24 protein-coding genes are annotated in these 26,045 nt (G+C 66.6%); 17 read left to right on the top strand and 7 right to left on the bottom strand.

Annotated features, from left to right (window positions below; genetic code table 11):
• The first annotated feature begins 36 nt into the window (after nucleotides 1-36).
• The 10 genes from JX613_RS01515 (at nucleotide 37) to ychF (ending at nucleotide 11,290) form a co-directional block, all read left to right on the top strand.
• On the top strand, nucleotides 37-1,113 hold the full coding sequence (locus tag JX613_RS01515) for a microcin C ABC transporter permease YejB (RefSeq protein WP_207099664.1): 1,077 nt from the start codon (nucleotides 37-39) through the stop codon (nucleotides 1,111-1,113).
• A complete protein-coding gene (locus JX613_RS01510; RefSeq protein ID WP_207099663.1) occupies nucleotides 1,113-2,216 on the top strand; it encodes an ABC transporter permease in 1,104 nt (367 codons plus the stop codon). Before JX613_RS01515 ends, JX613_RS01510 begins: the two co-directional genes overlap by 1 nt.
• Entirely contained in the window at nucleotides 2,213-3,811 is a 1,599-nt protein-coding gene (locus tag JX613_RS01505; protein WP_207099662.1) for an ABC transporter ATP-binding protein, read from the top strand. The genes JX613_RS01510 and JX613_RS01505 overlap by 4 nt, the downstream gene beginning before the upstream one ends.
• The gene (locus JX613_RS01500; protein WP_207099661.1) at nucleotides 3,808-5,031 is read left to right on the top strand and encodes a glycosyltransferase; all 1,224 of its coding nucleotides are present in this window, start codon (nucleotides 3,808-3,810) and stop codon (nucleotides 5,029-5,031) included. The genes JX613_RS01505 and JX613_RS01500 overlap by 4 nt, the downstream gene beginning before the upstream one ends.
• A gap of 28 nt (nucleotides 5,032-5,059) precedes the next feature.
• Entirely contained in the window at nucleotides 5,060-6,478 is a 1,419-nt protein-coding gene (gene cysS, locus JX613_RS01495; RefSeq protein ID WP_207099660.1) for a cysteine--tRNA ligase, read from the top strand.
• Nucleotides 6,475-7,245, top strand: coding sequence for a squalene/phytoene synthase family protein (locus JX613_RS01490; protein ID WP_207099659.1), 771 nt, complete (start codon nucleotides 6,475-6,477; stop codon nucleotides 7,243-7,245). The genes cysS and JX613_RS01490 overlap by 4 nt, the downstream gene beginning before the upstream one ends.
• 88 nt (nucleotides 7,246-7,333) lie before the next feature.
• Nucleotides 7,334-8,203, top strand: coding sequence for an ABC transporter permease (locus JX613_RS01485; protein WP_207099658.1), 870 nt, complete (start codon nucleotides 7,334-7,336; stop codon nucleotides 8,201-8,203).
• A complete protein-coding gene (locus JX613_RS01480) occupies nucleotides 8,200-9,012 on the top strand; it encodes an ABC transporter permease subunit (RefSeq protein WP_207099657.1) in 813 nt (270 codons plus the stop codon). The genes JX613_RS01485 and JX613_RS01480 overlap by 4 nt, the downstream gene beginning before the upstream one ends.
• Nucleotides 9,009-10,130 carry an ATP-binding cassette domain-containing protein gene (locus JX613_RS01475; protein ID WP_207099656.1) on the top strand — a complete coding sequence of 374 codons (1,122 nt, stop codon included), beginning with the start codon at nucleotides 9,009-9,011 and terminating at the stop codon, nucleotides 10,128-10,130. The genes JX613_RS01480 and JX613_RS01475 overlap by 4 nt, the downstream gene beginning before the upstream one ends.
• Before the next feature lie 62 nt (nucleotides 10,131-10,192).
• Nucleotides 10,193-11,290 (top strand): redox-regulated ATPase YchF, encoded by a 1,098-nt coding sequence (gene ychF, locus JX613_RS01470; protein ID WP_207099655.1) that lies wholly within the window; start codon nucleotides 10,193-10,195, stop codon nucleotides 11,288-11,290.
• A 165-nt stretch (nucleotides 11,291-11,455) separates the two neighbouring features.
• Here the strand turns inward: ychF and JX613_RS01465 are convergent, their stop codons facing one another.
• Nucleotides 11,456-12,181 carry a sigma factor gene (locus JX613_RS01465; RefSeq protein ID WP_207099654.1) on the bottom strand — a complete coding sequence of 242 codons (726 nt, stop codon included), beginning with the start codon at nucleotides 12,179-12,181 and terminating at the stop codon, nucleotides 11,456-11,458.
• A gap of 148 nt (nucleotides 12,182-12,329) precedes the next feature.
• Here JX613_RS01465 and cobS point away from each other — a divergent pair, with 148 nt between their 5' ends.
• Entirely contained in the window at nucleotides 12,330-13,304 is a 975-nt protein-coding gene (cobS, locus tag JX613_RS01460) for a cobaltochelatase subunit CobS (protein ID WP_207099653.1), read from the top strand.
• A 30-nt stretch (nucleotides 13,305-13,334) separates the two neighbouring features.
• Here the strand turns inward: cobS and JX613_RS01455 are convergent, their stop codons facing one another.
• Nucleotides 13,335-14,393 (bottom strand): alkene reductase, encoded by a 1,059-nt coding sequence (locus JX613_RS01455; protein WP_207099652.1) that lies wholly within the window; start codon nucleotides 14,391-14,393, stop codon nucleotides 13,335-13,337.
• A 194-nt stretch (nucleotides 14,394-14,587) separates the two neighbouring features.
• On the opposite strand from JX613_RS01455, the gene JX613_RS01450 reads away from it, so the two are divergent.
• Together JX613_RS01450 and JX613_RS01445 are read left to right on the top strand one after the other, a co-directional pair.
• Entirely contained in the window at nucleotides 14,588-15,697 is a 1,110-nt protein-coding gene (locus JX613_RS01450) for a glycosyltransferase family protein (protein ID WP_207099651.1), read from the top strand.
• A 30-nt stretch (nucleotides 15,698-15,727) separates the two neighbouring features.
• Complete coding sequence (locus JX613_RS01445; RefSeq protein WP_207099650.1) at nucleotides 15,728-18,016, top strand: Tex family protein; 2,289 nt, start codon at nucleotides 15,728-15,730, stop codon at nucleotides 18,014-18,016.
• Between the two features lie 129 nt (nucleotides 18,017-18,145).
• Here the strand turns inward: JX613_RS01445 and rpsD are convergent, their stop codons facing one another.
• Both rpsD and JX613_RS01435 read right to left on the bottom strand, forming a co-directional pair.
• The gene (gene rpsD / locus JX613_RS01440; RefSeq protein WP_207099649.1) at nucleotides 18,146-18,766 is read right to left on the bottom strand and encodes a 30S ribosomal protein S4; all 621 of its coding nucleotides are present in this window, start codon (nucleotides 18,764-18,766) and stop codon (nucleotides 18,146-18,148) included.
• Between the two features lie 124 nt (nucleotides 18,767-18,890).
• Entirely contained in the window at nucleotides 18,891-20,006 is a 1,116-nt protein-coding gene (locus JX613_RS01435; protein ID WP_207099648.1) for an ROK family transcriptional regulator, read from the bottom strand.
• Nucleotides 20,007-20,115: 109 nt separating this feature from the next.
• Here JX613_RS01435 and JX613_RS01430 point away from each other — a divergent pair, with 109 nt between their 5' ends.
• From JX613_RS01430 to JX613_RS01415, 4 genes are all read left to right on the top strand, one after another.
• Complete coding sequence (locus tag JX613_RS01430; protein ID WP_419538798.1) at nucleotides 20,116-21,144, top strand: sugar ABC transporter substrate-binding protein; 1,029 nt, start codon at nucleotides 20,116-20,118, stop codon at nucleotides 21,142-21,144.
• 58 nt (nucleotides 21,145-21,202) lie between these two features.
• Entirely contained in the window at nucleotides 21,203-22,258 is a 1,056-nt protein-coding gene (locus tag JX613_RS01425; RefSeq protein ID WP_207099647.1) for an ABC transporter permease, read from the top strand.
• Nucleotides 22,255-23,028 (top strand): ATP-binding cassette domain-containing protein, encoded by a 774-nt coding sequence (locus tag JX613_RS01420; RefSeq protein WP_237168266.1) that lies wholly within the window; start codon nucleotides 22,255-22,257, stop codon nucleotides 23,026-23,028. The genes JX613_RS01425 and JX613_RS01420 overlap by 4 nt, the downstream gene beginning before the upstream one ends.
• 77 nt (nucleotides 23,029-23,105) lie before the next feature.
• Entirely contained in the window at nucleotides 23,106-23,708 is a 603-nt protein-coding gene (locus tag JX613_RS01415; RefSeq protein WP_336512253.1) for an AAA family ATPase, read from the top strand.
• Here JX613_RS01415 and JX613_RS01410 read toward each other — a convergent pair.
• The 3 genes from JX613_RS01410 to JX613_RS01400 all read right to left on the bottom strand — a co-directional run bounded on the left by JX613_RS01410 (nucleotide 23,667) and on the right by JX613_RS01400 (nucleotide 25,851).
• Nucleotides 23,667-24,887, bottom strand: a complete 1,221-nt coding sequence (locus tag JX613_RS01410; protein WP_237168265.1) for a multidrug effflux MFS transporter — start codon at nucleotides 24,885-24,887, stop codon at nucleotides 23,667-23,669. The genes JX613_RS01415 and JX613_RS01410 overlap by 42 nt on opposite strands.
• 55 nt (nucleotides 24,888-24,942) lie before the next feature.
• Nucleotides 24,943-25,566 carry a DsbA family oxidoreductase gene (locus JX613_RS01405; RefSeq protein WP_207099645.1) on the bottom strand — a complete coding sequence of 208 codons (624 nt, stop codon included), beginning with the start codon at nucleotides 25,564-25,566 and terminating at the stop codon, nucleotides 24,943-24,945.
• Nucleotides 25,567-25,644: 78 nt separating this feature from the next.
• Nucleotides 25,645-25,851: a cold-shock protein gene (locus tag JX613_RS01400; RefSeq protein WP_089388183.1), complete on the bottom strand. Its 207-nt coding sequence runs from the start codon at nucleotides 25,849-25,851 to the stop codon at nucleotides 25,645-25,647.
• Nucleotides 25,852-26,045 lie beyond the last annotated feature (194 nt).

The following is a 26,045-nucleotide window of genomic DNA, read 5'->3' as shown; positions in this document are numbered from 1 at the left end:
GGGCCGTGAAGGCCCGCAAGGGGCAAGGGCAATCCGATGGGCGCCTATATCCTGCGGCGGTTGCTGCTGATCATCCCGACGCTGATCGGGATCATGGTGGTGAACTTCACCCTGACGCAATTCGTCCCCGGCGGTCCCATCGAACAGATCGCGGCCCAGGTTCAGGGGTCGGGCGACGCCTTCAGCAACATCTCGGGCGCGGGCGCGGGCGCCGACACCGGCGTGGTCGAGGGATACGAGGGCGCGCGCGGGTTGCCGCCCGAATTCATCACCCAGCTTGAAAAGGAGTTCGGCTTCGACAAGCCGCCGCTGGAACGCTTCCTGACGATGATGGGCAATTACCTGACCTTCGACTTCGGGACATCGTGGTTCCGGTCGATCAGCGTCATCGACCTGGTGGTGGAAAAGATGCCGGTGTCGATCACGCTGGGGCTTTGGTCCACGCTTCTGGCCTATCTGATCTCGATCCCCTTGGGGATCCGCAAGGCGGTGCGGGACGGGACGCGGTTCGACACCTGGACCTCGGGCGTGATCATCATGGCCTATGCCATCCCGGCCTTTCTGTTCGCGGTGCTGCTGATGGTGCTGTTCGCGGGCGGCAGCTATTGGCAGATCTTCCCGCTGCGGGGGCTGACCAGCGACAACTTCGCGGACCTGTCGGTCTGGGGCAAGATCAAGGACTATGCCTGGCACGCGACGCTGCCGGTCGTGGCCTCGACCATTTCCAGCTTTGCCACCCTGACCCTGCTGACAAAGAACAGTTTTCTGGACGAGATCAACAAGCAATACGTGATGACCGCCCGCGCCAAGGGCCTGACCGAGGGGCGCGTGCTTTACGGCCATGTCTTCCGCAACGCCATGCTGATCGTGATCGCGGGTTTTCCCGCTGTCTTCCTGGGGGTGTTCTTCGGTGCATCCATCCTGATCGAGACGGTCTTCTCGCTGGACGGCCTGGGCCGCCTGGGGTTCGAGGCCGCGGTGCAGCGCGACTATCCGGTGATCTTCGGCACGCTTTATGTCTTCGGCCTTCTCAGCCTGGTCGTGGGGATCCTGTCGGACATGATGTATGTCTTTGTCGATCCGCGCATCGACTTTGAATCGAGGGCCGGTTGATGGCGCTGTCGGAACTCAACCGCCGCCGCTGGCGCAACTTCCGCCGCAACGGCCGGGCCTTCTGGTCGCTGGTGATCTTCTCGCTGCTGTTCATCGTGGCGATCTGCGCCGAGATCGTCGCCAACGACAAGCCCATCGTCGCGAGCTACCGGGGCGAGCTGTATTTCCCTGCCTACAACTTCTATCCCGAAACCGCCTTCGGCGGCGATTTCGGGACCGAGGCGATCTATACCGACCCCGCCGTGCAATGCCTGATCGTCACCGGCGGGCAACAGGACTGCTGGGACACGCCCGAGGATCTGATCGCCGCCGTGGACGCGGGCACCAGCGACATCCCGAAGGAGAAGCAGGGCTGGATGATCTGGCCGCCGATCCCCTTCCACTATTCGACCATCAACAACGTGGGCAGCGCGCCGAGCGCGCCGGACGGCACCCACTGGCTGGGCACCGACGATACCGCGCGCGACGTGCTGGCGCGGGTGATCTATGGCTTCCGCATCTCGATCCTGTTCACGCTGATCGTGACGGTGGTGGCCTCGGTCGTGGGCATTGCAGCGGGGGCGATCCAGGGATACTTCGGCGGGCGCACCGACCTGGTGTTCCAGCGCGTGCTGGAGATCTGGGCCTCCACGCCCTCGCTTTACGTCATCATCATCCTGTTCGCGATCCTGGGGCGCAGCTTCTGGCTGCTGGTCTTTGTCACCATCCTGTTCGGCTGGCCCGCGCTGGTGGGCGTGGTGCGGGCGGAATTCCTGCGGGCGCGCAACTTCGAATATGTGCGCGCGGCGCGTGCCTTGGGCGTGTCCGACCGCACCATCATGTTCCGCCACATCCTGCCCAACGCCATGGTCGCCACGCTGACCATGCTGCCCTTCGTCGTGACCGGCACGATCAGCGGGCTGGCCGCGCTGGATTACCTGGGCTACGGCCTGCCGGCATCCGCGCCGTCGCTGGGGGAACTGGCCTTGCAAGCCAAGCAGAACCTGCAGGCGCCCTGGCTGGCCTTCACCGCCTTCTTCACCTTCGCCATCATGCTGTCGCTTCTGGTCTTCGTCTTTGAAGGCGTACGCGATGCCTTCGACCCCCGAAAGACCTTCAAATGACCGAAGCCGTCCTGTCGGTCCAGAACCTGCGCATCAGCTTTCGCCAGGAAGGCCGGATCGTGCCCGCCGTCAAGGGCGTCAGCTTCCAGATCGGCAAGGGCGAGACGGTCGCGCTTGTGGGCGAATCCGGGTCGGGCAAGTCGGTCACGGCGCTGTCCACCGTGCGCCTGCTGGGCGATTCCGCCGTGATCGAGGGATCGGTGACATACGCCGGGCGCGAGATGGTCGATGCCCCCGAGCGTGTGCTGCGCGACATCCGGGGCGACGACATCAGCTTCATCTTCCAGGAGCCGATGACCTCGCTGAACCCGCTGCACACGCTGGAAAAGCAGCTGGGCGAAAGCCTGGCGCTGCACCAGGGGCTGACAGGGGCCAAGGCGCGGGCGCGGATTGTGGAGCTTCTGACCCGCGTGGGCATCCGCGACCCGGAAAGCCGCCTGGCCGATTATCCGCACCAACTGTCGGGCGGGCAGCGGCAGCGGGTGATGATCGCCATGGCGCTGGCGAACGGTCCCGAACTGCTGATCGCGGACGAGCCGACCACTGCGCTGGACGTGACGATCCAGGCGCAGATCCTCGACCTGCTGGCGGAACTGAAGGCGGACGAAGGGCTGTCGATGCTGTTCATCAGCCACGACCTTGGCATCGTCCGCCGCATCGCCGACCGCGTCTGCGTGATGAAGGACGGCGAGATCGTGGAACAAGGGCCGGTGGCCGACATCTTCGCCAACCCCCGGCACGACTACACCCGCAAGCTGCTGGCGGCGGAACCGACCGGCACCGCCGATCCCGTGCCCGATGATGCGCAAACCATGGTGGAAACCCGCGACCTCAAGGTCTGGTTTCCGATCCAGCGGGGGCTGCTGCGCAAGACGGTGGGCCATGTGAAGGCCGTGAACGGCGCCACGCTGACGGTTCGGGCCGGGGAAACGCTGGGCATCGTCGGCGAATCGGGATCGGGCAAGACCACGCTGGCGCTGGCCATCATGCGGCTGATCGACAGCGACGGGCCGATCCTGTTCCTGGGCCAGGACATCGCCCGCTGGCAGTCGCGCCAGTTGCGCCGCTTGCGCCGCGACATGCAGATCGTCTTCCAGGATCCTTTCGGCAGCCTGTCCCCGCGCATGACGGTGGAACAGATCATCGCCGAGGGCCTGACCGTCCACGGTGTCGAGAAGGGCCGCGACCGCCGCCAGATGGTCGCCGAGATCATGGCCGAGGTCGGCCTCAACCCCGACACCATGCACCGTTACCCGCATGAATTTTCCGGCGGCCAGCGCCAGCGCATCGCCATCGCCCGTGCGATGATCCTGCGCCCCAAGGTGGTGGTTCTGGACGAACCGACATCGGCGCTGGACATGACCGTGCAGGTCCAGATCGTCGGGCTTCTGCGCGGCTTGCAGCGGAAATATGGCCTCGCCTTCCTGTTCATCAGCCACGACCTGCGCGTGGTCCGCGCCATGTCGCACAAGATCATGGTCATGCGCGCGGGCGAGGTGGTCGAGCAGGGGACGACCGCCCAGATCTTCGACGCCCCCCGGCAGGACTACACCCGCGCGCTGCTGGCCGCCGCCTTCCGCGACCATCACCGATGAAGATCCTGTTCGTCCACCAGAACTTCCCCGGCCAGTTCCCCCATCTGGCCCCGGCGCTGGCCGCGCGCGGCCATCAGGTGCTGGCCCTGACGGATGAGAAGAACCAGCGGCAAAGCCCTGTCCCGACCCTGCGCTACAAGACGCCCGATCCGGTCGAGACGAACAGCGCCTTTGGCCGCAGCTATGCCACCCATGCCGAACGCGGCTATCTGGCGGTGCGCGCCGCGCGGGCGATGCGGGACCGGCATGGCTTCACCCCCGACCTGATCATCGGCCATACCGGCTGGGGCGAGACGCTGTTTTTGCGCGAAATCTGGCCCGACGCCCGCCTGCTGGTCTATGCCGAGCTTCTGTATCGCACCCGAGGCCATGATGTCGGCTTCGATCCCGAGTTCCAGGCCGACAGCGATGAGGCGCGGATGCTGGCCGTCGCCCGGTCAGCCCACCTGATCCAGGGCATCGTGCAGGCCGATGCGGCGATTTCGCCCACCCGCTATCAGGCCGACAGCTTTCCGCCGGACCTGCGCGGCAAGATCACCGTTGTCCACGACGGCATCGACACCGTTCGCGTCTGCCCCGACCCCCGCGCCAGCCTGACCCTGCCGGGCGGCCAAGTGCTGCGGGCGGGGGACGAGGTGCTGTCCTATGTCAGCCGCTCGCTGGAACCCTATCGCGGCTTTCACATCTTCATGCGCGCGCTGCCCGAGGTGCTGACGGCACGTCCGCAGGCGCAGGTCGTGATCGTCGGGGCCGAGGGCGTCAGCTACGGCACCCCGCCCCGGGACGGCGGCACATGGAAGGCCCGGATGCTGGCCGAGTTGGGCGACCGGCTGGACCTGTCCCGGGTCCATTTCCTGGGGCGCGTGGCCTATCCCGACTATCTGTCGCTGATCCGGCTGGCGCGCGTGCATTGCTATCTGACCTATCCCTTCGTGCTGTCCTGGTCCCTGACCGAGGCGATGGCCGCTGGCGGATACATCGTCGCCTCGGACACCGAACCCGTGCGCGAACTGATCCGCGACGGGCAGAACGGGCGGCTGGTGCCGTTCTTCGACGTGCCCGCGCTGTCCGCCGCGCTGATCCGGGGACTGGCGGGCGACCCTGACGCCGACCGGCTGCGGGCTGCGGCGCGGCAGGCGATCCTGGACGGATACGACCTGCACCGCCACAGCCTGCCGCGCCAGATCGCATGGGTGGAAAGCTTTGCCCCGATGGGCTAGATCCGCGCATGACAAGGAAAGGCGCATCATGGTCCAGATCCGGCTGACGAACACCCGCACCCGCAGGAAAGAGGTTTTCCAGCCGCTGGATCCCCTTGACGTGCGCCTCTACCTCTGCGGCCCGACAGTCTATGACCGGGCGCATCTGGGCAATGCCCGGCCGGTGCTGGTCTTTGACGTGCTGGTGCGACTGCTGCGCCACGTTTATGGCGCGGATCATGTGACTTACGTGCGGAACTTCACGGATGTCGACGACAAGATCAACGCCCGCGCCGCCGCCACCGGCCGCGACATCCGCGAGATCACCGAGGAAACCGTCGCCTGGTATCACGACGACATGGACGCCTTGGGCGCCGCCCGTCCCGACCACGAGCCCCGCGCCACCGAATACATCGTGCAGATGGTCGCGATGATCGAGACCCTGATCGCCAACGGCAACGCCTACGAGGCCGAGGGCCATGTGCTGTTCGACGTGCGCTCCTTCCCCGAATACGGCCGCCTGTCGGGCCGGTCGGTCGATGACATGATCGCGGGCGCAAGGGTCGAGGTCGCGCCCTTCAAGCGCGATCCCATGGATTTCGTCTTATGGAAACCGTCCGGGGCCGACCAGCCCGGCTGGGACAGCCCCTGGGGCCGGGGCCGCCCCGGCTGGCACATCGAATGTTCCGCCATGTCGGCGGCGCTGCTGGGGCCCAGCTTCGACATCCACGGCGGCGGCATCGACCTGCAATTTCCCCACCATGAAAACGAGGTCGCGCAAAGCTGCTGCGCCCATCCCGGCGCAGGCTTCGCCAATGTCTGGCTGCACAACGAGATGCTGCAGGTCGAGGGCAAGAAGATGTCCAAGTCGCTCGGCAACTTCTTCACCGTCCGCGACCTTCTGGACCGCCGCATTGCCGGAGAGGTGATCCGCTATGTCCTCTTGTCCACACATTACCGCAAGCCGATGGACTGGACGCAAGGCAAGGCGGACGAGGCGCGCGACATCCTGTGGGGGTGGCGGCTGCTGACAAAGGACGTGGAGCCCGCCGCCGCGCCGCATACCGAGGTGGTCGAGGCCATCGCCAACGACCTGAACACGCCGGGCGCGATTGCCGTGTTGCACCGGCTGAAGGACGATCCGGCGCTGCTGCTGGCCTCGGCCCGTTTCATCGGGCTGTTGCAGGCGGGCGATGACGACTGGATGCGGGCCGATTACCAGGCGCTCGACAGCCAGGCGGACCACCAGGATTTCGACCAGATCCTCGCCGCCCTGGAAACCCGCCTGGCCGAGATCCGGGCGCAGGCGATGGCCTCCAAGGATTTCTCGCGCCTTGATCGGGCCAAGGCGGACCTGACCGGCGCGGGGCTCGAGGTTCGGATGTCCAAGGCCGGGATCGAGCTGCTGGTGCGCCCGACCACCGTGCAAAAGGACGTGGCCCGCATTGCCGAGGATCTGCTGGCGTGACGCTGGACGCCTGCACCGACCTGGTGCGGACCCAGGATCCCGACCGCTTCGGGGCCGTCCTGGTCGCGCGGCCGCAGGATCGTCCTGCGCTGATAACGCTTTATGCGCTGAACCTTGAAATCGCGCGTGCGCCGTTCCAGTCCAGGGAACCGATGCTGGCCGAAATGCGGCTGCAATGGTGGATCGATCGCCTGGACGAGATGGGGACAGGCAAGCCGCCGCCCCTGCATGACGTGCTGACCCCCCTGTGGGAGGCATGGGGCGAAGGCGCGGGCCGTATCGCCCCCCTGGCCGAGGCGCGCCGCCGCGACTGCGCGCGCGAACCTTTCACCGCACCCGAGGAGGTCGTGGCCTATGTGAACGACACGGCGGGTCGGCTGATGGGACTGGCGGCGGAACGCCTGGGTTCGCCAGCCGCCGCGCGGACCGTGGTGGCCGACCAGGCGCTTGGCGCGGGGCTGGCCGCCTGGCTGCGCGCGCTGCCCCGGCTGCAACCTCTGCGCCTTGGGCTGGACCAGGCGCGCCCCGAGGATGCCGTTGCCTTGGCCGGTCTCGCGCGGGATGCGCTGCGCCGCGCCGCCCGGTCGCGCCGCCTGCTGCCCCGGCAGGCAGCCGCGGCTCTCTATCCCGGCCCCCGCGTCCCGCCATTCCTGGACGCAGTCCTGAGAGGCGACATCAACTGTTTTGCACAAACCCTTGAAGTCACGCCGTTCCAGCGCCGCGCCTCTCTGGCGCGTCTGGCGCTGACCGGGCGGTGGTGGCGATAGCACCGGCGGAGTGGCAGGCGCATAAACCCTCTTTTCACCCTTTCCCTGATATGAAAGGAATTGAAACGAACGGGGCAGGAAGGATCGGATGGCCAAGGGATTGGATGCACAGGCCAAGCAGGGCTACGCCCTGATCGCGCCGCCGTTCCTGTATGCGCTGGTGATCCTGGCGGCGCCCTTGCTGACGATCCTGACCTACAGCTTCCTGACCGACGGCTATCTGGAGGTCGTGCGGGATTTCACCGTCTCGAACTATGTCCAGGTCTGGACCGATCCCATCGTGCGCACGGTGATGTTGCGCTCGCTGATGGTGTCGGCCTTGGTGACGCTGGTCACGGTGCTGCTGGCCTTTCCGGTGGCCTATTACGTCAGCTTCCTGGTGCGGCCCGAAAGGAAATCGCTGTGGCTGTTCCTGATCACCATCCCCTTCTGGACCAGCTACCTGATCCGCGTGTTCCTGTGGAAGGTGATCCTGGGCTATAACGGCGTCATCAACTCCAGCCTGACCGGGCTTGGCATCATCGACGAGCCGCTGACCTTCATCCTGTATAACGTCAATTCCATCGTGATCACGCTGGCTCATGCCTATGCCCCTTTCGCGATCCTGCCGATCTTCGTGGCCCTGGAAAAGATCGACCGCGCGCTGCTGGAAGCAGGCCGCGACCTGGGCGAAAGCCGGGCGATGACCTTCTGGCGGGTGACGCTGCCGCTGGCGATGCCGGGGGTGCTTGCGGCGGTGCTGATCGTCTTCATCCCGACCATCGGCGATTACGTCACGCCCGAACTGATCGGCGGCGGCAAGATCCCCATGATCGCCAACCTGATCCAGGTGCAGATGCTGGCCTTGGACAACCGGCCCCTGGGATCGGCCCTTGCGGTCACGGCCATGGCCATCGTGGCCCTGGTCAGCGTCGTGTTCCTGCTGATCAACCGCCGCTTCCTGAAGGTGCGGTCGTGAAGGGGCAGGGACGCGGCTTGCAGGCCTATGCGCTGCTGTACCTGCTGTTCCTATATGCGCCGATCATCCTGCTGCCGTTGTTCGCCTTCAACTCGGGCACGATCATCGCCTTTCCGTTGCAAGGCTTCACGACCAACTGGTTCGCGCAGATGTGGGCCAACGCGACGCTGCGTACGGCGCTGACAAATTCGCTGACCATCGCGGTCTCGGCCTCGATCCTGGCGACCTGCCTCGGCGTCTTCGCCGCCCGCGCGTCCACCCGGTTCGAGTTTCCAGGAAAGGGCGGCATGATGGGCTTCATCCTGCTGCCCATGGTCCTGCCGGAAATCATCGTGGCCATGTCGCTGCTGGTCGTGCTGCTGGGCGCGGGGGTGCAACTGTCGATCCTGACAGTGATCCTGGGCCATGTCCTGATCTGCATGCCCTATGCCATCGCGATCCTGTCCACGGCGTTCTCATCGCTCGACAAATCGCTGGAGGAAGCGGCCTATGACCTGGGCGAAACGAAGTGGAGCGCGTTCCGCCTGGTCACCCTGCCGCTGGTCATGCCGGGCATCGTCAGTTCGCTGCTGATTTCCTTCACCATCAGCCTGGACGAATTCATCATCGCCTTTTTCCTCGCTGGCAACCAGCCGACGCTGCCCACCTATATCTTCAGCCAGCTGCGCTTCCCCAAGCAGATCCCGATGATCATGGCGCTTGGCACCGTGCTGGTGGCGCTGTCCATCCTGCTGCTGGCGCTTGGCGAATACTTCCGCCGCCGCGGCAACGCCCGCATGGGCGGCAATCCGACCGGAGGATTCCTGTGACCGACGACCGCAAGCCGATGATCGAATGTCGCGGCGTCCACAAGCATTACGGCGATTACCACGCCTTGCGCGGCATCGACCTGACCATCCGCGCGGGCGAGTTCTTTTCGCTTCTCGGCCCGTCGGGCTGCGGCAAGACCACGCTTTTGCGCACGATTGCCGGGTTCGAGGACATCTCGGACGGCGCGATCCTGATCGACGAAAAGCGCATGGACGAGGTGCCGGCGAACAAGCGCCCCACCAACATGGTCTTCCAGTCCTACGCGATCTTCCCGCATCTGACGGTCGCGCAGAACGTGGCCTTCGGGCTGCGCCGCGATCCACGCGGCAAGGCGGAAAAGGCGGCCCTGGTCGAGGAGGCCTTGGCGATGGTCGGCCTGCGCGGATACGGCAACCGCGCGGCGCACGCCCTGTCGGGCGGCCAGCGGCAGCGGGTGGCGCTGGCCCGCGCGCTGATCCTGAAACCCAAGGTGCTGCTGCTGGACGAGCCGCTGTCGGCGCTGGACCGCAAGATGCGCGAGCAGATGCAGGTGGAACTCATCAAGCTGCAACGCCAGGTCGGCATCACCTTTGTCCTTGTGACCCATGACCAGGAGGAAGCCCTGGTCATGTCCGACCGCATCGCCGTCATGTTCGAGGGCGAGATCGCCCAGCTTGACGGCCCCGAGGCGCTGTATGCCCGCCCCGCCACCCGGCGCGTCGCGGATTTCATCGGGGTGATGAACTTCCTGCCCGCGCGGATCCTGGGGGAGCAGGCGGGAACCGCCACGGTCGAGGTTCCGGGGCTTGGCGTGGTGGACCTGCCCGAACGCCAGATCAGCCGCGCGAACCCCGACGACGAAGGCCCGACCATCGGCTTTCGCCCCGAAACCATGACGCTGGTGGGCCCCACCCAGACACACAGCCAGCCGCGCGAAACCAACGCCACCATCGACGAGGTCGTCTATTACGGCGACATGACCTATTACGACCTGCGGCTGGACGGGGCGGCGGCGATGGACGGCAAGGCGCGGCCGGTGCGGATTTCCATGCGCAATGTCTTCGGCCGCGACGTGCAGGAGGTGGGGACAAGGACAAGGCTGGCCTGGTCGCCCGGATCGCTGGTGCTGTTCCGGTGACGCTTGCGAAACATCCGCCGCTTGCCTAGAACGCGCCCTGACTTGGCTGAAAGGGGCGCGTCATGGGCTTTCGCATGGGAATTGTCGGCTTGCCGAACGTGGGCAAATCGACGCTGTTCAACGCGCTGACGAAAACCGCCGCCGCGCAGGCCGCGAACTTTCCCTTCTGCACCATCGAGCCGAACGTGGGCGATGTCGCGGTCCCCGATCCGCGCCTGGACACCCTGGCCGCCATCGCGGGCAGCAAGCAGATCATCCCGACGCGCATCACCTTCGTGGACATCGCGGGCCTGGTGAAGGGCGCCAGCAAGGGCGAAGGCCTGGGCAACCAGTTCCTTGCCAATATCCGCGAGGTGGACGCCATCGCCCATGTCCTGCGCTGCTTCGAGGATGGCGACGTGACCCATGTCGAGGGCCGCGTCGATCCCATCGCCGACGCGGAAACCATTGAAACCGAACTGATGATCGCCGACCTGGAATCGGTCGAACGCCGCCTTGCCAATATCGCCCGCAAGCTGAAGGGCGGCGACAAGGACGCGGTGGCCCAGGAAAAGCTGCTGAAAGCCGCGCAGGCCGCGCTGGAATCCGGCAAGCCTGCCCGCACGGTGCAGGTGGCCGAGGAGGACCGGAAGGCCTGGGCCATGCTGCAACTGCTGACCGCCAAGCCCGTCCTGTTCGTCTGCAACGTCGAGGAGGATAAGGCCGCCACCGGCAACGCCCAGTCCGACCGCGTGGCCGAGATGGCGCGTGCGCAGGGCGCCGGCCATGTGGTGATCTCGGCCCGGATCGAGGAGGAGATCAGCCAGCTTCCCGCCGACCAGGCGGCCATGTTCATTGAGGAAATGGGCTTGCACGAGGCGGGCCTGGATCGGCTGATCCGCGAGGGCTACAAGCTGCTGGGCCTGGACACCTATTTCACCGTCGGTCCCAAGGAGGCCCGCGCCTGGACCATCCACAAGGGCACGCTGGCCCCGCAGGCGGCGGGCGTGATCCATGGCGATTTCGAGCGCGGCTTCATCCGGGCCGAGACCATCTCCTATGACGATTACGTTGCCTTCAAGGGCGAAGCAGGCGCGCGCGAGGCGGGCAAGTTCCGCGTCGAGGGCAAGACCTATCCCGTCAAGGACGGCGACGTGCTGCATTTCCTGTTCAACGCCTGATTTGCCGAAGGCCACGCCTTCGCCACATCGCGCCCGGCCGGTTTGTGGCGTCACCGTTTCTTGTCACAGACCAGGCAGGGTGAAACCCCACCCTACGGCAAGACCCGCCGTCGCGCCGTCCAGTCCCCCGGCTTGCCCCCTTGGGTGCCGGGTCAGCCGCGGTCTTTACCGCCCCCAGACATACCACACCACCGCCGCGACCAGCAGGATCGCCAGGATCCCCAGCGGGCCGCGCCACCAGGGCCTTCGCTCCAGCGGATCGACCGACAGCGGCGCAAGCCCATGGCCCAGATGTTCGCGGATCCTCTGACGGGCGCGGGCGGGGGCCATGACGGGGGTCAGGTCGTCGGCGAAGCGGGCCAGCCGCTCCTGCCACTCAGCGGCCAGCCCCGCATCCGTGACCGTGCCGCCGCGCAGCCCCAGCACCTGTTCGGCGGCGGCCAGGCTGCCCGCGTCCTCGGCCGCATGTCCTGCCAGGCGCTCCAACTCCTCGTGCAGGGCGTGGCGGGCCTCGTCGGCGGAAAGCCCGCAGCGGTGCGCCAAGCGGGGATAATCCAGTCCCTCCAGATAGGCGATGCGCACCAGGCCCAAGGCGCCGCCGGGCGGGTTCCCGGCATCCACGGGGACGGGCGCCGCCGCATGGGATCGGTCCATCGCCCGGCCACGGGTCTGCGTCACCATCCAGGCCATCGGCGACAGCCCGCTGTCTGGAAAGCGCGCGGCATCCTTCCAGATGCCGATATAGACCTGTTCCAGCACTTCCTCGGCCTCGCGGCGGTCCTTCAGGATCGACAGGCACAGCGCGTTCAGCCGGGCCGAGGTGGCTTCGTAAAGCGCGTCAAAGGCGCGGCGGTCGGCCTTGGCGACGCGCGCGATCAGATCCGGCAGCATCGGGTGACGGGCATGGGGCAAGGGGCAGGGATCCTCTTGTGGTTGCGGCCAACTTAACAGCCCGCCGCGCCCCGTCAACGCAAGCCCGGCTTGCACGCGGCGGACTTATGCGCGATCAAGACAGGCGATGAACGGAAAGGTGCCGACGATGCTGGACATGAACGCCAAACCGACTGAGGAGATCGACCTGCGCGAGGCGTTCGGTCTGGACAGCGACATGAAGGTCAAGGGCTTTGCCGAACGGTCCGACCGCGTGCCGGAAATCGACAGCACCTACAAGTTCGACCCCGACACCACCATGGCGATTCTGGCGGGGTTCGCCTATAACCGCCGGGTGATGATCCAGGGCTATCACGGCACCGGGAAATCGACGCATATCGAGCAGGTGGCGGCGCGGCTGAACTGGCCCTGCGTGCGGGTGAACCTGGACAGCCATGTCAGCCGCATCGACCTGATCGGCAAGGACGCGATCAAGCTGGTGGACGGCAAGCAGGTCACGGTCTTTCACGAAGGCATCCTGCCCTGGGCCTTGCGCAACCCCACGGCCATCGTCTTCGACGAATACGACGCGGGGCGCGCCGACGTGATGTTCGTGATCCAGCGCGTGCTGGAAACCGACGGCAAGCTGACGCTGCTGGACCAGAACGAGGTGATCACGCCCAACCCCTATTTCCGGCTGTTCGCGACCGCCAACACCGTCGGCCTGGGCGACACGACGGGCCTTTACCACGGCACCCAGCAGATCAACCAGGGCCAGATGGACCGCTGGTCGCTGGTCAGCACGCTGAACTATCTGTCCCATGATGCCGAGGCCGCCATTGTTCTGGCCAAGAACCCGACCTACAACACCGAAAAGGGCCGCAAGATCATCGGCCAGATGGTGACGCTGGCGGATCTGACGCGCACGGCCTTCATGCAGGGGGATCTGTCCACCGTCATGTCGCCGCGCACGGTGATCGCCTGGGCGCAGAACGCGCGCATCTTCGGCAACAACATCGGCTATGCCTTCAGGCTGACCTTCCTGAACAAGTGCGACGAGCTGGAGCGCCAGACCGTGGCCGAGTTCTATCAGCGCCTGTTCGACGAGGAACTGCCGGAAAGCGCCGTCGCCAAGGCGAAGTGAGCGGGCGGGCCGGGTGGCCCGCCACACGGATCAGACTTCTTCCGCGACCGGATAGTCCACATACCCCTTTGGCCCGCTGCCGTAGAAGGTCGCGGGATCCTGCTGGTTCAGCGACAGATCCTCGGCAAAGCGGCGGGGCAGGTCGGGCGTGGCGATGAAGTCCTTGCCGAAGGCCGCCGCATCGGCGCGCCCGCTGCGCACCAGGTCCGCGGCGCTGTCGCGGGTCAGCTGTTCGTTGGCGATGACCACGCCGCCGAAGGCCGCCTTGATGTCGTCCAGCAGGCTGTCGGGGCCCAGGTATTCGCGCAGGCAGAGGAAGGCCAGTCCCCGGTCGCGCATCTGCCGCGCGACATAAGTGAACAGCGCGCGGGGATCGCTGTCGCCCATGTCATGGCTGTCGCCGCGCGGCGCCAGGTGCAGGCCCACGCGATCCGCGCCCCAGACACCGATGACGGCATCGGTGATTTCATTCAGGAAGCGCACGCGGTTCTCGATCGGCCCGCCATACTGGTCGGTGCGATGGTTGCTGCGGTCCTGGAGGAACTGGTCGATCAGATAGCCGTTGGCCCCGTGGATCTCGACCCCGTCGAAGCCCGCGCGCTTGGCGTTTTCCGCGCCCTTGCGATAAGCCTCGACGATGCCGGGGATCTCGTCGGTGTCCAGGGCGCGGGGGGTGACGTATTCCTTTTTCGGGCGCACCAGGCTGACGGTGCCCGCGGGCTTGATGGCGCTTGGCGCGACCGGCAGTTGCCCATCCAGGAACATCGGGTCGGAAATGCGGCCCACATGCCACAATTGCAGGAAGATCAGCCCGCCCGCGTCATGGACGGCCTTGGTGACCTGCTTCCAGCCTTCCACCTGCGCGTCGTTCCAGATGCCCGGCGTGTCGGCATAGCCCACGCCCATCGGCGTCACGCTGGTGGCTTCCGACAGGATCAGCCCGGCACCGGCGCGCTGTGCGTAATATTCGGCCATCATGGCGTTCGGAATGCGGTCGGCCCCGGCGCGGGCGCGGGTCAGGGGCGCCATGACGATGCGGTTCTTCAGGGTCAGGGGGCCAAGGGGGAGGGGATCGAAAAGGGAGGGCATGAATGGTCCTTTGTCTTTGTCCAGGCCCTACCTGTGCATGGACGTTCTTTCTGTCAACGGGCGAAGGTTGGGCTTGCGCCATGTCCCCAAGGGGCTGCACATTGCAGCAGCCACCGCCTTCCGGGTGGTGCGCGGCGGGTTTCAAGGGTGACGGGATGTCGTTGGGAAAGAAGACGAAAAATCAGCTTGCCCGCATGACGAGCGAGACCCGGATCCATTGCAGAAGCCTGCTGGACCGCTTCACCGCGTCCAGGCGGCCGAGGGTGCTGTTCTTCCCGTCCTCGCCGCCCGAGGCCGCAAGCCTGCTGCGCGCCTACAACATGGCAACGGCCTTGACGGATCTGGGCTGGCGGGCCGATTGCGTGTCGCCGCTGGTTCGCCGGGGCGGCCGGATGCGCCTGATCCGGGCCTTCCGGCCGAATCTTCTGGTGTTCCAGCAATGCCGCCATCCGCTGAATGCGGCCGAACATGCCCGGGGCATTCCCTATGTCCTGGATACGGACGACGCCGACTTCTACCTGGAAGTCCCCGGCCTGAAGGACCGGCTCGAGCGCACCAGCCGCCAGGCGGCGGGCGTGATCGCGGGCAGCCGCTTTCTGCGCGACTGGCACGCGGCGCGCTGTGCCCGGACAACGGTGATCTGGACCGGGACGCCCATGTCCGATGGCCCGCGTCCCGATCATCGCGAACGGGGGGAACCGCCGGTCCTGGCCTGGGCGCAGGCGAAACCTTTGGACTACAAGCAGGAACTGGACTTCGTGCTGGACCTTGCCGGTCGCCTGCAGGACTGCGGGATCGTCTTCACGCTCCGCTTCTATGGCGTGGCGTCCGAGGGTGAGGCGGCAGAACTGCGGCGGCGCCTGCCCGCAGGGATACCCATCCAGACAATGCCGCCCTTGCCCTACGAGGAGTTCCTGCGCTCGCTGCGCGAAGTCTCGGTCGGGCTGTCGCCGATCATGGCGGTGTCGCCCTTCAGCCGGGGCAAGTCCTTCGGCAAGATCCTGGCCTATCTGGACGCCAAGGTGCCCGTCATCACCAGCCGAGAGGCCGATCATGCGCTGTTCTTCACGCCCGACAGCGGGATCGTCAGCAACGACATGGATGTCTGGGTCGAAGGCGCGGGCAGGCTTTTGCGCGATCCCGCCGCCCGGCAGGCGATGGCGGATGCCGCCTTTGACGATTTCCGCAACCGGCTGAGCCTTGCCTCGGCCGCGGCGCTGACCGATGCCTTTCTGCGGAATGTCATTGCGGGAACGCCCGGCGGCCGCGTCAGCGGCCTTGGCGGGCGCGCCCTGTCCGGCTAGAACCGCCTTCCGACCGCTTCGGAGGATCCCATGGACACGACCGCCCGCATTGCCCGTACCATTGCCGCCGAGATCGGCGCCTCGCCGTCCCAGGTGACGGCGGCGGCAGACCTGCTGGATGGCGGCGCGACGGTCCCCTTTGTCGCGCGATACCGGAAAGAGGCGACCGGCGGCCTGGACGACACGCAGTTGCGCACGCTGGCCGACCGGCTGGCCTATCTGCGCGAGATGGAGGCGCGGCGGGCGGCGATCCTGAACTCGATCAAGGATCAGGGCAAGCTGACCGACGACTTGGCCCGCGCCATTGCCGGGGCGGAAACCAAGGCCGCGCTGGAGGACATCTATCTGCCCTTCAAGCCCAAGCGCCGCACCAAGGCCATGATCGCCCGCGAAAACGGGCTGGAGCCGCTGCTGCGCGCCATCCAGGGGAACCGTGCGGCGGATCTGGCGGCGTTGGCGGCGGGGTTCATCACCGAGGCGGTGCCTGACGTGAAGGCCGCGCTGGACGGCGCGCGCGACATCCTGGTCGAGGAACTGTCGGAAAACGCCGCATTGCTGGGCAACCTGCGTGACTTCATGCGGGCCGAGGCCTTCATCGCCGCCCGGCTGATCGCGGGCAAGGAGCAGGCGGGGGCCAAGTTCAGCGACTATTTCGACCATCGGGAAAAGTGGTCGGCCATCCCCTCGCACCGCGCGCTGGCGATCCTGCGCGCCGCCAAGGAGGAGATCGTGACCATCGACATCTCGCCCGACCCCGACACCGGGGCGCAGCGGGCCGAGGGGATCGTGGCCTTGGCCCTGGGTCCGCTGGGCCATGGTCCGGGCGACCAGTGGCTGCGGCAGGTGGCGGGCTGGACCTGGCGGGTGCGCCTGTCGAACACGATGTATATCGACCTGCTGACCGAACTGCGCAAGCGCGCCCATGACGAGGCGATCCGCGTCTTTGGCCGCAACCTGCGCGACCTGCTGCTGGCCGCGCCCGCTGGCGCGCGGGTGACGCTGGGCATCGACCCCGGCATCCGCACCGGCTGCAAGATCGCGGTGGTGGACGCCACCGGCAAGCTGCTGGATACCGCGACGATCTATCCGTTCCAGCCCAAGAACGATCTGCGGGGGGCTGAATCCACGGTGCTGGCGCTGATCGCCAGGCACGGCGCGGACCTGATCGCCATCGGCAACGGTACCGCCAGCCGGGAAACGGAACGGCTGGTGGCCGAGGCGCTGAAGCGCCTGCCAAAGGGCGTGAAGGTGCCCACCAAGGTGATCGTGTCCGAGGCGGGCGCGTCCGTCTATTCCGCATCGGAACTGGCCGCGAAGGAGTTTCCGCAACTGGACGTGTCGCTGCGCGGCGCGGTCTCCATCGCGCGGCGCTTGCAGGATCCGCTGGCGGAACTGGTCAAGGTGCCGCCCGAATCCATCGGCGTCGGCCAATACCAGCACGACGTGGACCAGCGGCAGCTTGCAAAAACGCTGGAGGCCGTGGTCGAGGATGCTGTGAACGCGGTCGGCGTGGATCTGAACACCGCATCCGCGCCGCTGCTGGCGCATGTCGCGGGACTTGGTCCGTCCTTGGCGCAGAACATCGTGGCCTGGCGGGACGAGAACGGCGCCTTCCCGTCCCGCGCGGCGCTGAAGAAGGTCACGGGCCTTGGCCCGCGCGCCTTTGAACAATGCGCGGGTTTTCTGCGCATCCCCGGCGGCAAGGAACCCCTGGACGCATCCGCCGTCCACCCCGAGGCTTACGGCGTCGCGCGCAAGATCGTCGCCGCCTGCGGGCGCGACATCCGCGCGATCATGGGCGACGGGGCGGCGCTGAAATCCATCCGGGCCGAACAGTTCGTGGACGAGCATTTCGGCCTGCCCACCATCCGCGATATCCTGTCGGAACTGGAAAAGCCCGGCCGCGACCCTCGCCCCTCCTTCGTCACGGCCAGCTTTGCCGATGGGGTGAATGAGATCACTGATCTCAAGCCCGGCATGGTGCTGGAAGGCACCGTCACCAATGTCGCGGCCTTCGGGGCCTTCGTGGACATCGGCGTCCACCAGGACGGGCTGGTCCATGTCAGCCAGCTTGCCAATCGCTTCGTCAAGGATCCGAACGAGGTGGTGAAGGTCGGCGACGTGGTCCGCGTCCGCGTGACCGAGGTGGACGTGCCCCGCAAGCGCATCGGCCTGACCATGCGCACGGATGCCGAGGCCGCAAAGCCCGCGCAGAAGGCGCAGGGCAAGCCGGGGCCCCGGTCGGCCAGCGCCGCTCCGCAGACGGGCGGGCAGGGCGGTTTCGGGGCAGCCCTGGCCGAGGCGATGCGGCGGAAGTAGCGGTCTTTTGACGGGCGATGCCGTGGGCCTCGCCCTTCCGTCAACCGGAACTTCAGGCACGGAAATCCAAATGGAAAAGGCCTGGCCGGGAATACCCGGCCAGGCCCGAAGATCGCCAGAACCGAAGGATCAGTTCTTGGCGTAGTATTCGACGACCAGGTTCGGTTCCATCACCACGGCATAGGGCACGTCGCCCAGGGCCGGGGTGCGCACAAAGGTCGCGGTCATCTTGTTGTGGTCGACTTCCAGGTAGTCCGGCACGTCACGCTCGGTCAGGGCGACGGCTTCCAGCACGATGGCCAACTGGCGCGACCGTTCGCGGATGGCGATCACGTCGCCTTCCTTGACGCGGTAGGACGCGATGTTGACGCGCTGGCCGTTCACGGTGATGTGGCCGTGGTTCACGAACTGGCGGGCGGCCCAGATGGTCGCCACGAACTTGGCGCGGTAAACGACGGCGTCCAGGCGGCGCTCCAGCAGGCCGATCAGGTTCTCGCCGGTGTCGCCCTTGACGCGCTCGGCCTCGGCATAGATGCGGCGGAACTGCTTTTCGGTCAGGTCGCCATAGTAGCCTTTCAGCTTCTGCTTGGCGCGCAGCTGGGTGCCGAAGTCCGACAGCTTGTTCTTGCGGCGCTGGCCGTGCTGGCCGGGGCCGTATTCACGCTTGTTTACCGGGGACTTGGCGCGGCCCCAGATGTTTTCGCCCATGCGGCGGTCGATCTTGTACTTGGCAGAGGTGCGTTTCGTCACCGCTGATCTCCTTCTTGCGTTGTCGAAGGGCGTTGTCCTTTGACCCGAAGGTCCGACAGGGTTCCCCTTGCGGGGTCCACCAACACCAATGGAAGCGGCGCTTATATAGCGGCACCCGGCGCTGTCAAGTCAGCGCGCCGCCAGGCTCGAAGAAATGCGCCAGCGGCAGGGCGGCGGCGCCCAGGATGCGGGCGCTGCGGGCCAGGCTGCCCTCGACGATATCGGGGCGGTCGATGCCTGCGGCGGGCAAGCGGGCCAGGGCGGTCCGGGTCGCATCGGCCAGGGCGCGGCGCGTGGCGGGCGGCACGGCGCCGTCGATGACCACGGTCGGGATGTCCAGCAGCGCCGTGGCGGACAAGGCGACGAAGGCCAGCGCCTCTGCCGATTCGGCGATCCAGGGCGCTTCGATATCCGCAGGCACCTGCCAGCCGGAATCGTCCGGCGGCAGGGGATGGCCCAGGCGTTCCTCCAGCGTCGAAACCGAGGCCACGTCCAGCAATTGCCGCCCGCCCGGGATCGGCATCGAGCCAAGCGCCCCCGCATTGCGGCGCGGCCCGACCCGCAGCCGCCCGTCCAGCACCACGCCGCCGCCCGCGAAATGCGCGATGTAAAGATGCACGAAGTCGCGCGGCAGGACCGAGCGGCCAAAGATCAGCTCGGCCGCGCAGGCGGTGCTGGCGTCGTTTTCCAGAAAGACCGGGAAGGGCAGGCCCTTGCCCAGATGGTCGGCCAGGTCGAAATCGCGCCAGCCCACCATCTCGGCCCCCCAGTCCCACAGGCGGAAGGGGGTGGCGATGCCAAGGCCCGCGACTCGGTCGGGCTGCGGCATCGAGGCCAGGATCGTCGCGATTCCGTTGCGGGCAAAGGACAGCACCCGGTCGGGGGTGGGATGGCTGTATATCTCTTGCCGGTGGATTTTTACGTGCCCAAGGAAGTCCACCAGGGCCAGTTCGACCAGCCTGCGGCCCAGCTTCAGCCCCAGGAACAGCGCACCTTCAGGGGCCAGCGACAGGGGGGTGGACGGCTGGCCGACCTTGCCGCGCACCACCGCGCCCGCGTCAAGAAACCTGTTCTGGATCAGTTTTCTGGTCAGGTTCGTGATGGCCTGCGGGGACAGGCCCGTGGCCTGTGCCAGGACCGCCCGGGGCAGGGGGCCGCGCCTGCGGATCAGCGACAGGATCTGCCGTTCGTTCTGGCTGAGATCGAGCCGGTCTTTCGCGTCATGCAGCATGGGCGTCATCCTTCCTGCCTGCATTAGTCAACATGATTGATTTATTGACAAGGGGAAACGCTTCATGCTTTCTGAAAAGGCAAGGCGGAGGAGGTGCCGCCATTCGGAGGAGTTTCACATGATCATCAAGTCATCAATGCGCCTGTCGCTGGCGGCATCCGTTCTGGCGCTGTCGGCGGGATTCGCCAGCGCCCAGGATCCGGTCAAGGCCTGCATCATCACCAAGACCGACATCAACCCCTTCTTCGTGAAGATGAAGGAAGGCGCGACCGCCAAGGCGCAGGAGCTTGGCATCGAGTTGATGAGCTTCGCGGGCAAGATCGACGGCGATCACGAAACGCAGCAGCAGGCCATGGAAAGCTGCATCGCGGCGGGGGTCAAGGGCATCCTGATCACCGCGTCCGACACCAAGGCGATCACCGAATCGGTCAAGCAGGCGCGCGACGCAGGGATCCTGGTCATCGCGCTGGACACGCCGCTTGACCCGATCGACGCCGCCGACGCGACCTTCGCCACCGACAACCGCGAGGCGGGCCGCCTGATCGGGGCATGGGCCGCGGGCAAGATGGGCGACGGGGCCAAGGACGCCAAGATCGCCATGCTGGATCTGTCGGCCAGCGCGCCCTCGGTCGATGTGCTGCGCGACCAGGGCTTCCTGGAGGGCTTCGGCGTCGATGTGAAGGACAACAACGTCATCGGCGATGAGGATGACGCGCGCATCGTGGGCCATGACGTGACCTCGGGGAACGAGGAGGGCGGGCGCCAGGCGATGGAGGCCTTGATGCAGAAGGATCCGGGCATCAACCTGGTCTATACCATCAACGAACCCGCCGCCGCCGGGGCCTATGAGGCGTTGAAATCCTTCGGCATGGAAGGCAACGTGACCATCGTGTCGGTCGATGGCGGCTGCCCCGGCGTGGAAAACGTCAAGGCGGGCGTGATCGGCGCGACCTCGCAGCAATATCCGCTGAAGATGGCCTCGATGGGGATCGAGGCGATCGCCGCCTTCGCCAAGGACGGCACCAAGCCGCAGCCGACCGAGGGGCTGGATTTCACCGATACCGGCGTGAACCTGGTCACGGACCAGCCGGTCGAGGGCGTGCCCTCGATCAGCGTCGCCGATGGCCTGGCCCAGTGCTGGGGCTGACCTGACCATCCGGGCGGCGGCGCGGCTGCCGCCCTTTCCCGAACAGCCGGAGGGCCTGATGTCCGACACCCCCGACCCCGTGGTCGCGCGCAACCCGTCCGAGACGGTGGCGAGCTTTGACCATCACTCGCGCGGCGCGCTGGACCGGGTGCAGCATTTCCTGCACCGCTATCCCACCATGGTTCCGGTCATCGTGCTGGTGCTGTCGGTGGCAGCCTTCGGGCTGATCGCGCCCAACTTCTTTTCCGCCTTCAACCTGTCGCTGATCCTGCAGCAGGTCGCGGTTGTCGGCACCCTGGCCGCCGCGCAATCGCTGGTGGTGCTGACGGCGGGCATCGACCTGTCGGTGGGCGCCGTCATGGTGATGGTGTCGGTGATCATGGGCCGGCTGTCGGTCGAGTGGGGCATTCCGGTGCCGATCTCGATCCTGATCGGTCTGGCCGTCGGGGCCGCGACGGGGGCGCTGAACGGCGCGCTTGTCACGCGGCTGAAGCTGCCGCCCTTCATCACGACGCTGGGGACGTGGAATATCTTCCTTGCGTTGAATTATTACCTGTCCAACCGCGAGACGATCCGCAGCCAGACGCTCGACGCCGAAGCGCCCTTGCTGAAATTCTTTGGCGAACGCTTCACCCTGGGCGGCGCGGTGCTGACCTATGGCGTGGTGCTGATGATCATTGTCTTTGCGGTGCTGTGGTATGCGCTGTATCAGACCGCCTGGGGCCGCCGCGTCTATGCCGTGGGCGACGACCCCGAGGCCGCCGCGCTTGCGGGCATCCAGACCAAGCGCGTGCTGATGTCGGTCTATGTTGTCTCGGGCATCATCTGCGCGCTGGCGGCCTGGTCGTCCATCGGGCGGGTGGGTTCGGTCAGCCCGACATCCTTCTTCGAGGCCAACCTGGAATCCATCACCGCCGTGGTGATCGGGGGCATCTCGCTGTTCGGCGGGCGCGGGTCGATTCTAGGGCCGCTGATCGGGGCGCTGATCGTGGGCGTCTTCAACTCGGGCCTGCGGCTGGCGGGGGTGGACGTGCTGTGGCAGCTGTTCGCGACCGGCTGGCTGATCATCGTCGCCGTCGCCATCGACCAATGGATCAGGAAGATTTCGTCATGACCGAGCCGCTTTTGTCCGCCCGCAACCTGGTCAAGCGTTATGGCCGCGTAACCGCGATGGACCACGCCGACTTCGACCTGTACCCGGGCGAGATCCTGGCCGTGATCGGCGACAACGGCGCGGGGAAGTCCAGCCTGATCAAGGCAATTTCCGGTGCCGTGCAGCCCGACGAGGGCGAGATCCGGCTGGACGGCAAGCCCGTCAGCTTCGCCAGCCCCCTGGAAGCGCGCCGCGCCGGGATCGAGACGGTCTATCAGACCCTGGCCCTGTCGCCCGCCCTGTCGATTTCCGACAACATGTTCATGGGCCGCGAGATCCAGCGGCCCGGGTTCCTGGGCAAGTGGCTGGGGATGCTGGACAAGCCCGCGATGGACGCATTCGCCCGCCAGAAGCTGTCGGAACTGGGGCTGATGACGATCCAGAACATCAACCAGCCGGTGGAAACCCTGTCCGGCGGCCAGCGCCAGGGCGTTGCGGTGGCGCGCGCGGCGGCCTTCGGCAGCCGGGTCATCATCCTGGACGAACCGACGGCGGCCCTTGGGGTCAAGGAAAGCCGCCGGGTGCTGGATCTGATCCTGGACGTGCGGTCGCGCGGCATTCCCATCGTGCTGATCAGCCACAACATGCCCCATGTGTTCGAGGTGGCGGACCGGATCCATATCCATCGTCTTGGGCGGCGCTTGTGCGTCATCAACCCCAAGGACCACACGATGTCGGATGCGGTGGCCTATATGACCGGGGCGCGGGTGCCCGAGGGGATCGCCGCATGATGGATGTGGCTGGGGGGCCTTGCCCCCCGTCCTTCGGACTCCCCCCAGGATATTTTCGTGAAGAAGAAGGGCGGGGGGTGCTGGCCCGGATCTGTGCGCTGGAAGGGGCGCGGGTTCTGGTTGCGGTGGCGGGGGCGCCGGGATCGGGGAAGTCCACACTAGCCGAGGCCTTGGTGCAGCGGCTGGAGGATGCGGTGCTGGTGCCGATGGACGGGTTTCACCTGGACGACCGCGTGCTGGAGGCGCGGGGGTTGCTTGCCAGGAAGGGGGCGGTGGAAACCTTCGATGCCGAGGGGTTTGCTGCCTTGGTCCAACGGCTGGCGGTGCCAAGGACGGAAGTCATCTTTCCCGTCTTCGACCGCAGCCGGGAACTGGCTGTGGCCGGGGCGGGGGTCGTCAGCCCCGGCACCCGCATCGTGGTGATCGAGGGCAACTATCTGCTGCTGGATGCCGCGCCTTGGAGCCACCTGCGCTATGACCTGAGGATCTGGCTGGACGTGCCCGAGGCGGAACTGGAACGCCGCCTGACCGCGCGCTGGCAGGGCTATGGCAAGGATGCCCGGCAGATCGCGGCGCATCTGGAAAACGACCTTGCCAATGCGCGCTTTGTGGTCCGGCGGTCTGGCCGGGCGGACCTGTCAGTCGCGCAGCCGGCCCATCAGGGCCCAGGCCAGGGCTGAACAGATCAGCGTCGCCGTCATCGCCGGAACGGGCGTGCCGTTGTAAAGCAGCCCGACCGGCGCCGCGATCAGCGTGGCCGCGATGGTGGACAGCGCCGCGATGATCGACGCCGCCATGCCCGCGATATGGCCCATGCGTTGCAGTGCCAGCGCGTTCAGGTTGCCGAAGGTCACGCCCGCCATGAAGAACACGCTGACCGCCCAGAAGAAGAAGGCCGGAAAGCGCAAGGACGCGGGCAGGGCATCCGTCAGGGTCAGCGCCAGCATGACGGCGGACACGACCGTCTGCATGACATAGGCCCATTTCGCGATCCGCCGCATCCCGAAGCGCATCACGAAGGTCGCGTTCAGCAGCGTGCCCGCCCCCGACAGGATCGCCATCAGCGCGAACCAGGCGGGGAAGTTGTCGCCCTTGCCATAGGTTTCGCCGAACAGTTGCTGGGCGGATGACAGCAGCGCGAACATCTGCCCGAAGCCCAGCGTCAGCACCAGCGTGCAGAGCATGACCTGACCGTTCGCCAGCACCTCGCGCGCCGCTGCGGTCAGGGGGCCAAGGCGCAGGGGACGGCGTTCGGTCGGCGGCAGCGTCTCGGGTTGGCGAAGGCCCAGCCAGCTTGCCCCGATCAGCGCGAACAGGATGAAGGCCACGAACACGCCGTGCCAGCCCGAAAAGGCGATGATGCCCGCCCCGATGGACGGGGCCAGCGCCGGGATCATGATGAAGACCATCATCACGAAGCTGGAAATCCGCGCCATCTCGCGCCCCGCATACAGATCGCGGATCAGCGCCATGCCGACGATGCGCGGGGCAGAGGCGCCAAGGCCCTGGAGGAAGCGGGCGGCCAGCAGGAATTCGATGGATTGGGAAAAGATCGCGGCGATGGTCGCGGCGATATAGATGCCCGTGCCCAGGAAGATCGCGGGCTTGCGGCCCATGGCGTCGGAAATGGGACCGGCAAACAGCGTTCCGATCCCCATGCCCGCCATAAAGGCGGTCAGGATCAACTGCGCGCGGTTCACGTTGTCGGGCGTCAGCTGGGCCGCGATGTCGGGCAGGGCGGGCAGCATCGCGTCGAGGGAAAAGGCAACAGTGGCGAACAGAAAGGCCAGCATCGCCACGAATTCGGGCAGGGCCAAGCGGCGCGGCGCTGCGCTTGCGTCGGGAACGGTCACGGACATGAGGAGGCCTTTCGGTCAGGCCTGGCCTATAGCCGAATATTGCACACTGTGCAAGTTAGTTTGGCGCTCCGGCCAGTTCGTCGATCACCTGCTGCCACAGGCTGGCGGGCTGCGCGCCGCTGACGACATGCTGGTTGGCCAGGATGAAGGTCGGGACCGAGGTGATGCCGCGTTCGCGGGCGTGCCGTTCGCGGGCGGCGACCTCGGCCCGGTCGGCGTCGCTGGCCAGCAGGCGGGCCACCAGATCCGCGTCCATTCCGGCAGCCGCCGCGATGCGCGCCAGTTCGGTGACGTCGCCGATGTCGCGGGCTTCCTGCCAATGGGCGCGCAGCAGGCCCGACATGACCCGCGTCTGCGCGCCTTCCAGCCCCGCCCAGTGCATCAGCCGGTGGGCGTCGGTGGTGTCGGGCTCGACAGGCGAAGGGTTCAGGACCAGGCCAAGCGCGGCGGCCCGCTGCGCCACGGCGCGGGAGGCTTCCTCGGCGCGCGGACCAAGCTTGGCGTGAAGGTATTCGATCCGGTCCATCCCGCCGCGCGGCATCTGCGGGTTCAGGCGGAACGGGTGCCAGGCGATCTGGAACGGATGGGACGGGCGGCTTTCCAGGGCGCGGTCCAGTTCGGCCTTGCCGATCAGGCACCAGGGACAGACGGGATCGGCAAAGATGTCGAGCGGGATCATGGCGGGTTCTTTCAGGCAGGGGCCGCAAATGGAAAACGGCCCGCAAGCGGGCCGCTCCGCAACCGTTCAAGAGCTGGATCAGAGCAGCTTCAGATCGCTGGCCGAGGCGCGGCCGTCGCGGCCCGACTGCAGCTCGTATGCGATCTTCTGGTTGTCCTTCAGGCCCGTCAACCCGGCGCGTTCCACGGCCGAGATGTGGACGAAGATGTCCTTGCCGCCGTCATCGGGGGCGATGAAGCCATAGCCTTTGGTGGCGTTGAACCATTTAACCGTTCCGGTCGCCATAACCGTTCTCTCCTTCAAGTCATCCCGACGCAGGATTGCGCCAGGCCGTGCAGCCCGCTTTCGAACTTCCGGCTGCCCGTGAAAGGGAGGCGGTAGAAAGACTTCGCTCACGCAAGTGAGAGGATGGACGAATCGTTAAAAAAGGCAAGCAGGAAACGCGCGCGGACAAGCGTCCGCACGCGGGAACCCGCAAG

The organism is Paracoccus shandongensis (assembly GCF_017315735.1).
Classification (GTDB): domain Bacteria; phylum Pseudomonadota; class Alphaproteobacteria; order Rhodobacterales; family Rhodobacteraceae; genus Paracoccus; species Paracoccus shandongensis.
Note: the sequence above shows the minus strand (reverse complement) of the source record. Positions and strands in the feature narration are given on the sequence as shown.

Excerpts from the sequence above, each read along its gene's own strand:
- JX613_RS01430 (WP_419538798.1), top strand. The coding sequence starts at position 20,116 with ATGATCATCAAGTCATCAATGCGCCTGTCGCTGGCGGCATCCGTTCTG.
- JX613_RS01400 (WP_089388183.1), bottom strand. The coding sequence starts at position 25,851 with ATGGCGACCGGAACGGTTAAATGGTTCAACGCCACCAAAGGCTATGGC.
- JX613_RS01485 (WP_207099658.1), top strand. The coding sequence starts at position 7,334 with ATGGCCAAGGGATTGGATGCACAGGCCAAGCAGGGCTACGCCCTGATC.
- JX613_RS01410 (WP_237168265.1), bottom strand. The coding sequence starts at position 24,887 with ATGTCCGTGACCGTTCCCGACGCAAGCGCAGCGCCGCGCCGCTTGGCC.
- JX613_RS01515 (WP_207099664.1), top strand. The coding sequence starts at position 37 with ATGGGCGCCTATATCCTGCGGCGGTTGCTGCTGATCATCCCGACGCTG.
- JX613_RS01500 (WP_207099661.1), top strand. The coding sequence starts at position 3,808 with ATGAAGATCCTGTTCGTCCACCAGAACTTCCCCGGCCAGTTCCCCCAT.
- JX613_RS01425 (WP_207099647.1), top strand. The coding sequence starts at position 21,203 with ATGTCCGACACCCCCGACCCCGTGGTCGCGCGCAACCCGTCCGAGACG.
- JX613_RS01435 (WP_207099648.1), bottom strand. The coding sequence starts at position 20,006 with ATGACGCCCATGCTGCATGACGCGAAAGACCGGCTCGATCTCAGCCAG.
- cobS (WP_207099653.1), top strand. The coding sequence starts at position 12,330 with ATGCTGGACATGAACGCCAAACCGACTGAGGAGATCGACCTGCGCGAG.
- JX613_RS01510 (WP_207099663.1), top strand. The coding sequence starts at position 1,113 with ATGGCGCTGTCGGAACTCAACCGCCGCCGCTGGCGCAACTTCCGCCGC.
- JX613_RS01455 (WP_207099652.1), bottom strand. The coding sequence starts at position 14,393 with ATGCCCTCCCTTTTCGATCCCCTCCCCCTTGGCCCCCTGACCCTGAAG.
- JX613_RS01450 (WP_207099651.1), top strand. The coding sequence starts at position 14,588 with ATGACGAGCGAGACCCGGATCCATTGCAGAAGCCTGCTGGACCGCTTC.
- cysS (WP_207099660.1), top strand. The coding sequence starts at position 5,060 with ATGGTCCAGATCCGGCTGACGAACACCCGCACCCGCAGGAAAGAGGTT.
- JX613_RS01445 (WP_207099650.1), top strand. The coding sequence starts at position 15,728 with ATGGACACGACCGCCCGCATTGCCCGTACCATTGCCGCCGAGATCGGC.
- JX613_RS01505 (WP_207099662.1), top strand. The coding sequence starts at position 2,213 with ATGACCGAAGCCGTCCTGTCGGTCCAGAACCTGCGCATCAGCTTTCGC.
- JX613_RS01465 (WP_207099654.1), bottom strand. The coding sequence starts at position 12,181 with ATGCTGCCGGATCTGATCGCGCGCGTCGCCAAGGCCGACCGCCGCGCC.
- JX613_RS01405 (WP_207099645.1), bottom strand. The coding sequence starts at position 25,566 with ATGATCCCGCTCGACATCTTTGCCGATCCCGTCTGTCCCTGGTGCCTG.
- JX613_RS01420 (WP_237168266.1), top strand. The coding sequence starts at position 22,255 with ATGACCGAGCCGCTTTTGTCCGCCCGCAACCTGGTCAAGCGTTATGGC.
- ychF (WP_207099655.1), top strand. The coding sequence starts at position 10,193 with ATGGGCTTTCGCATGGGAATTGTCGGCTTGCCGAACGTGGGCAAATCG.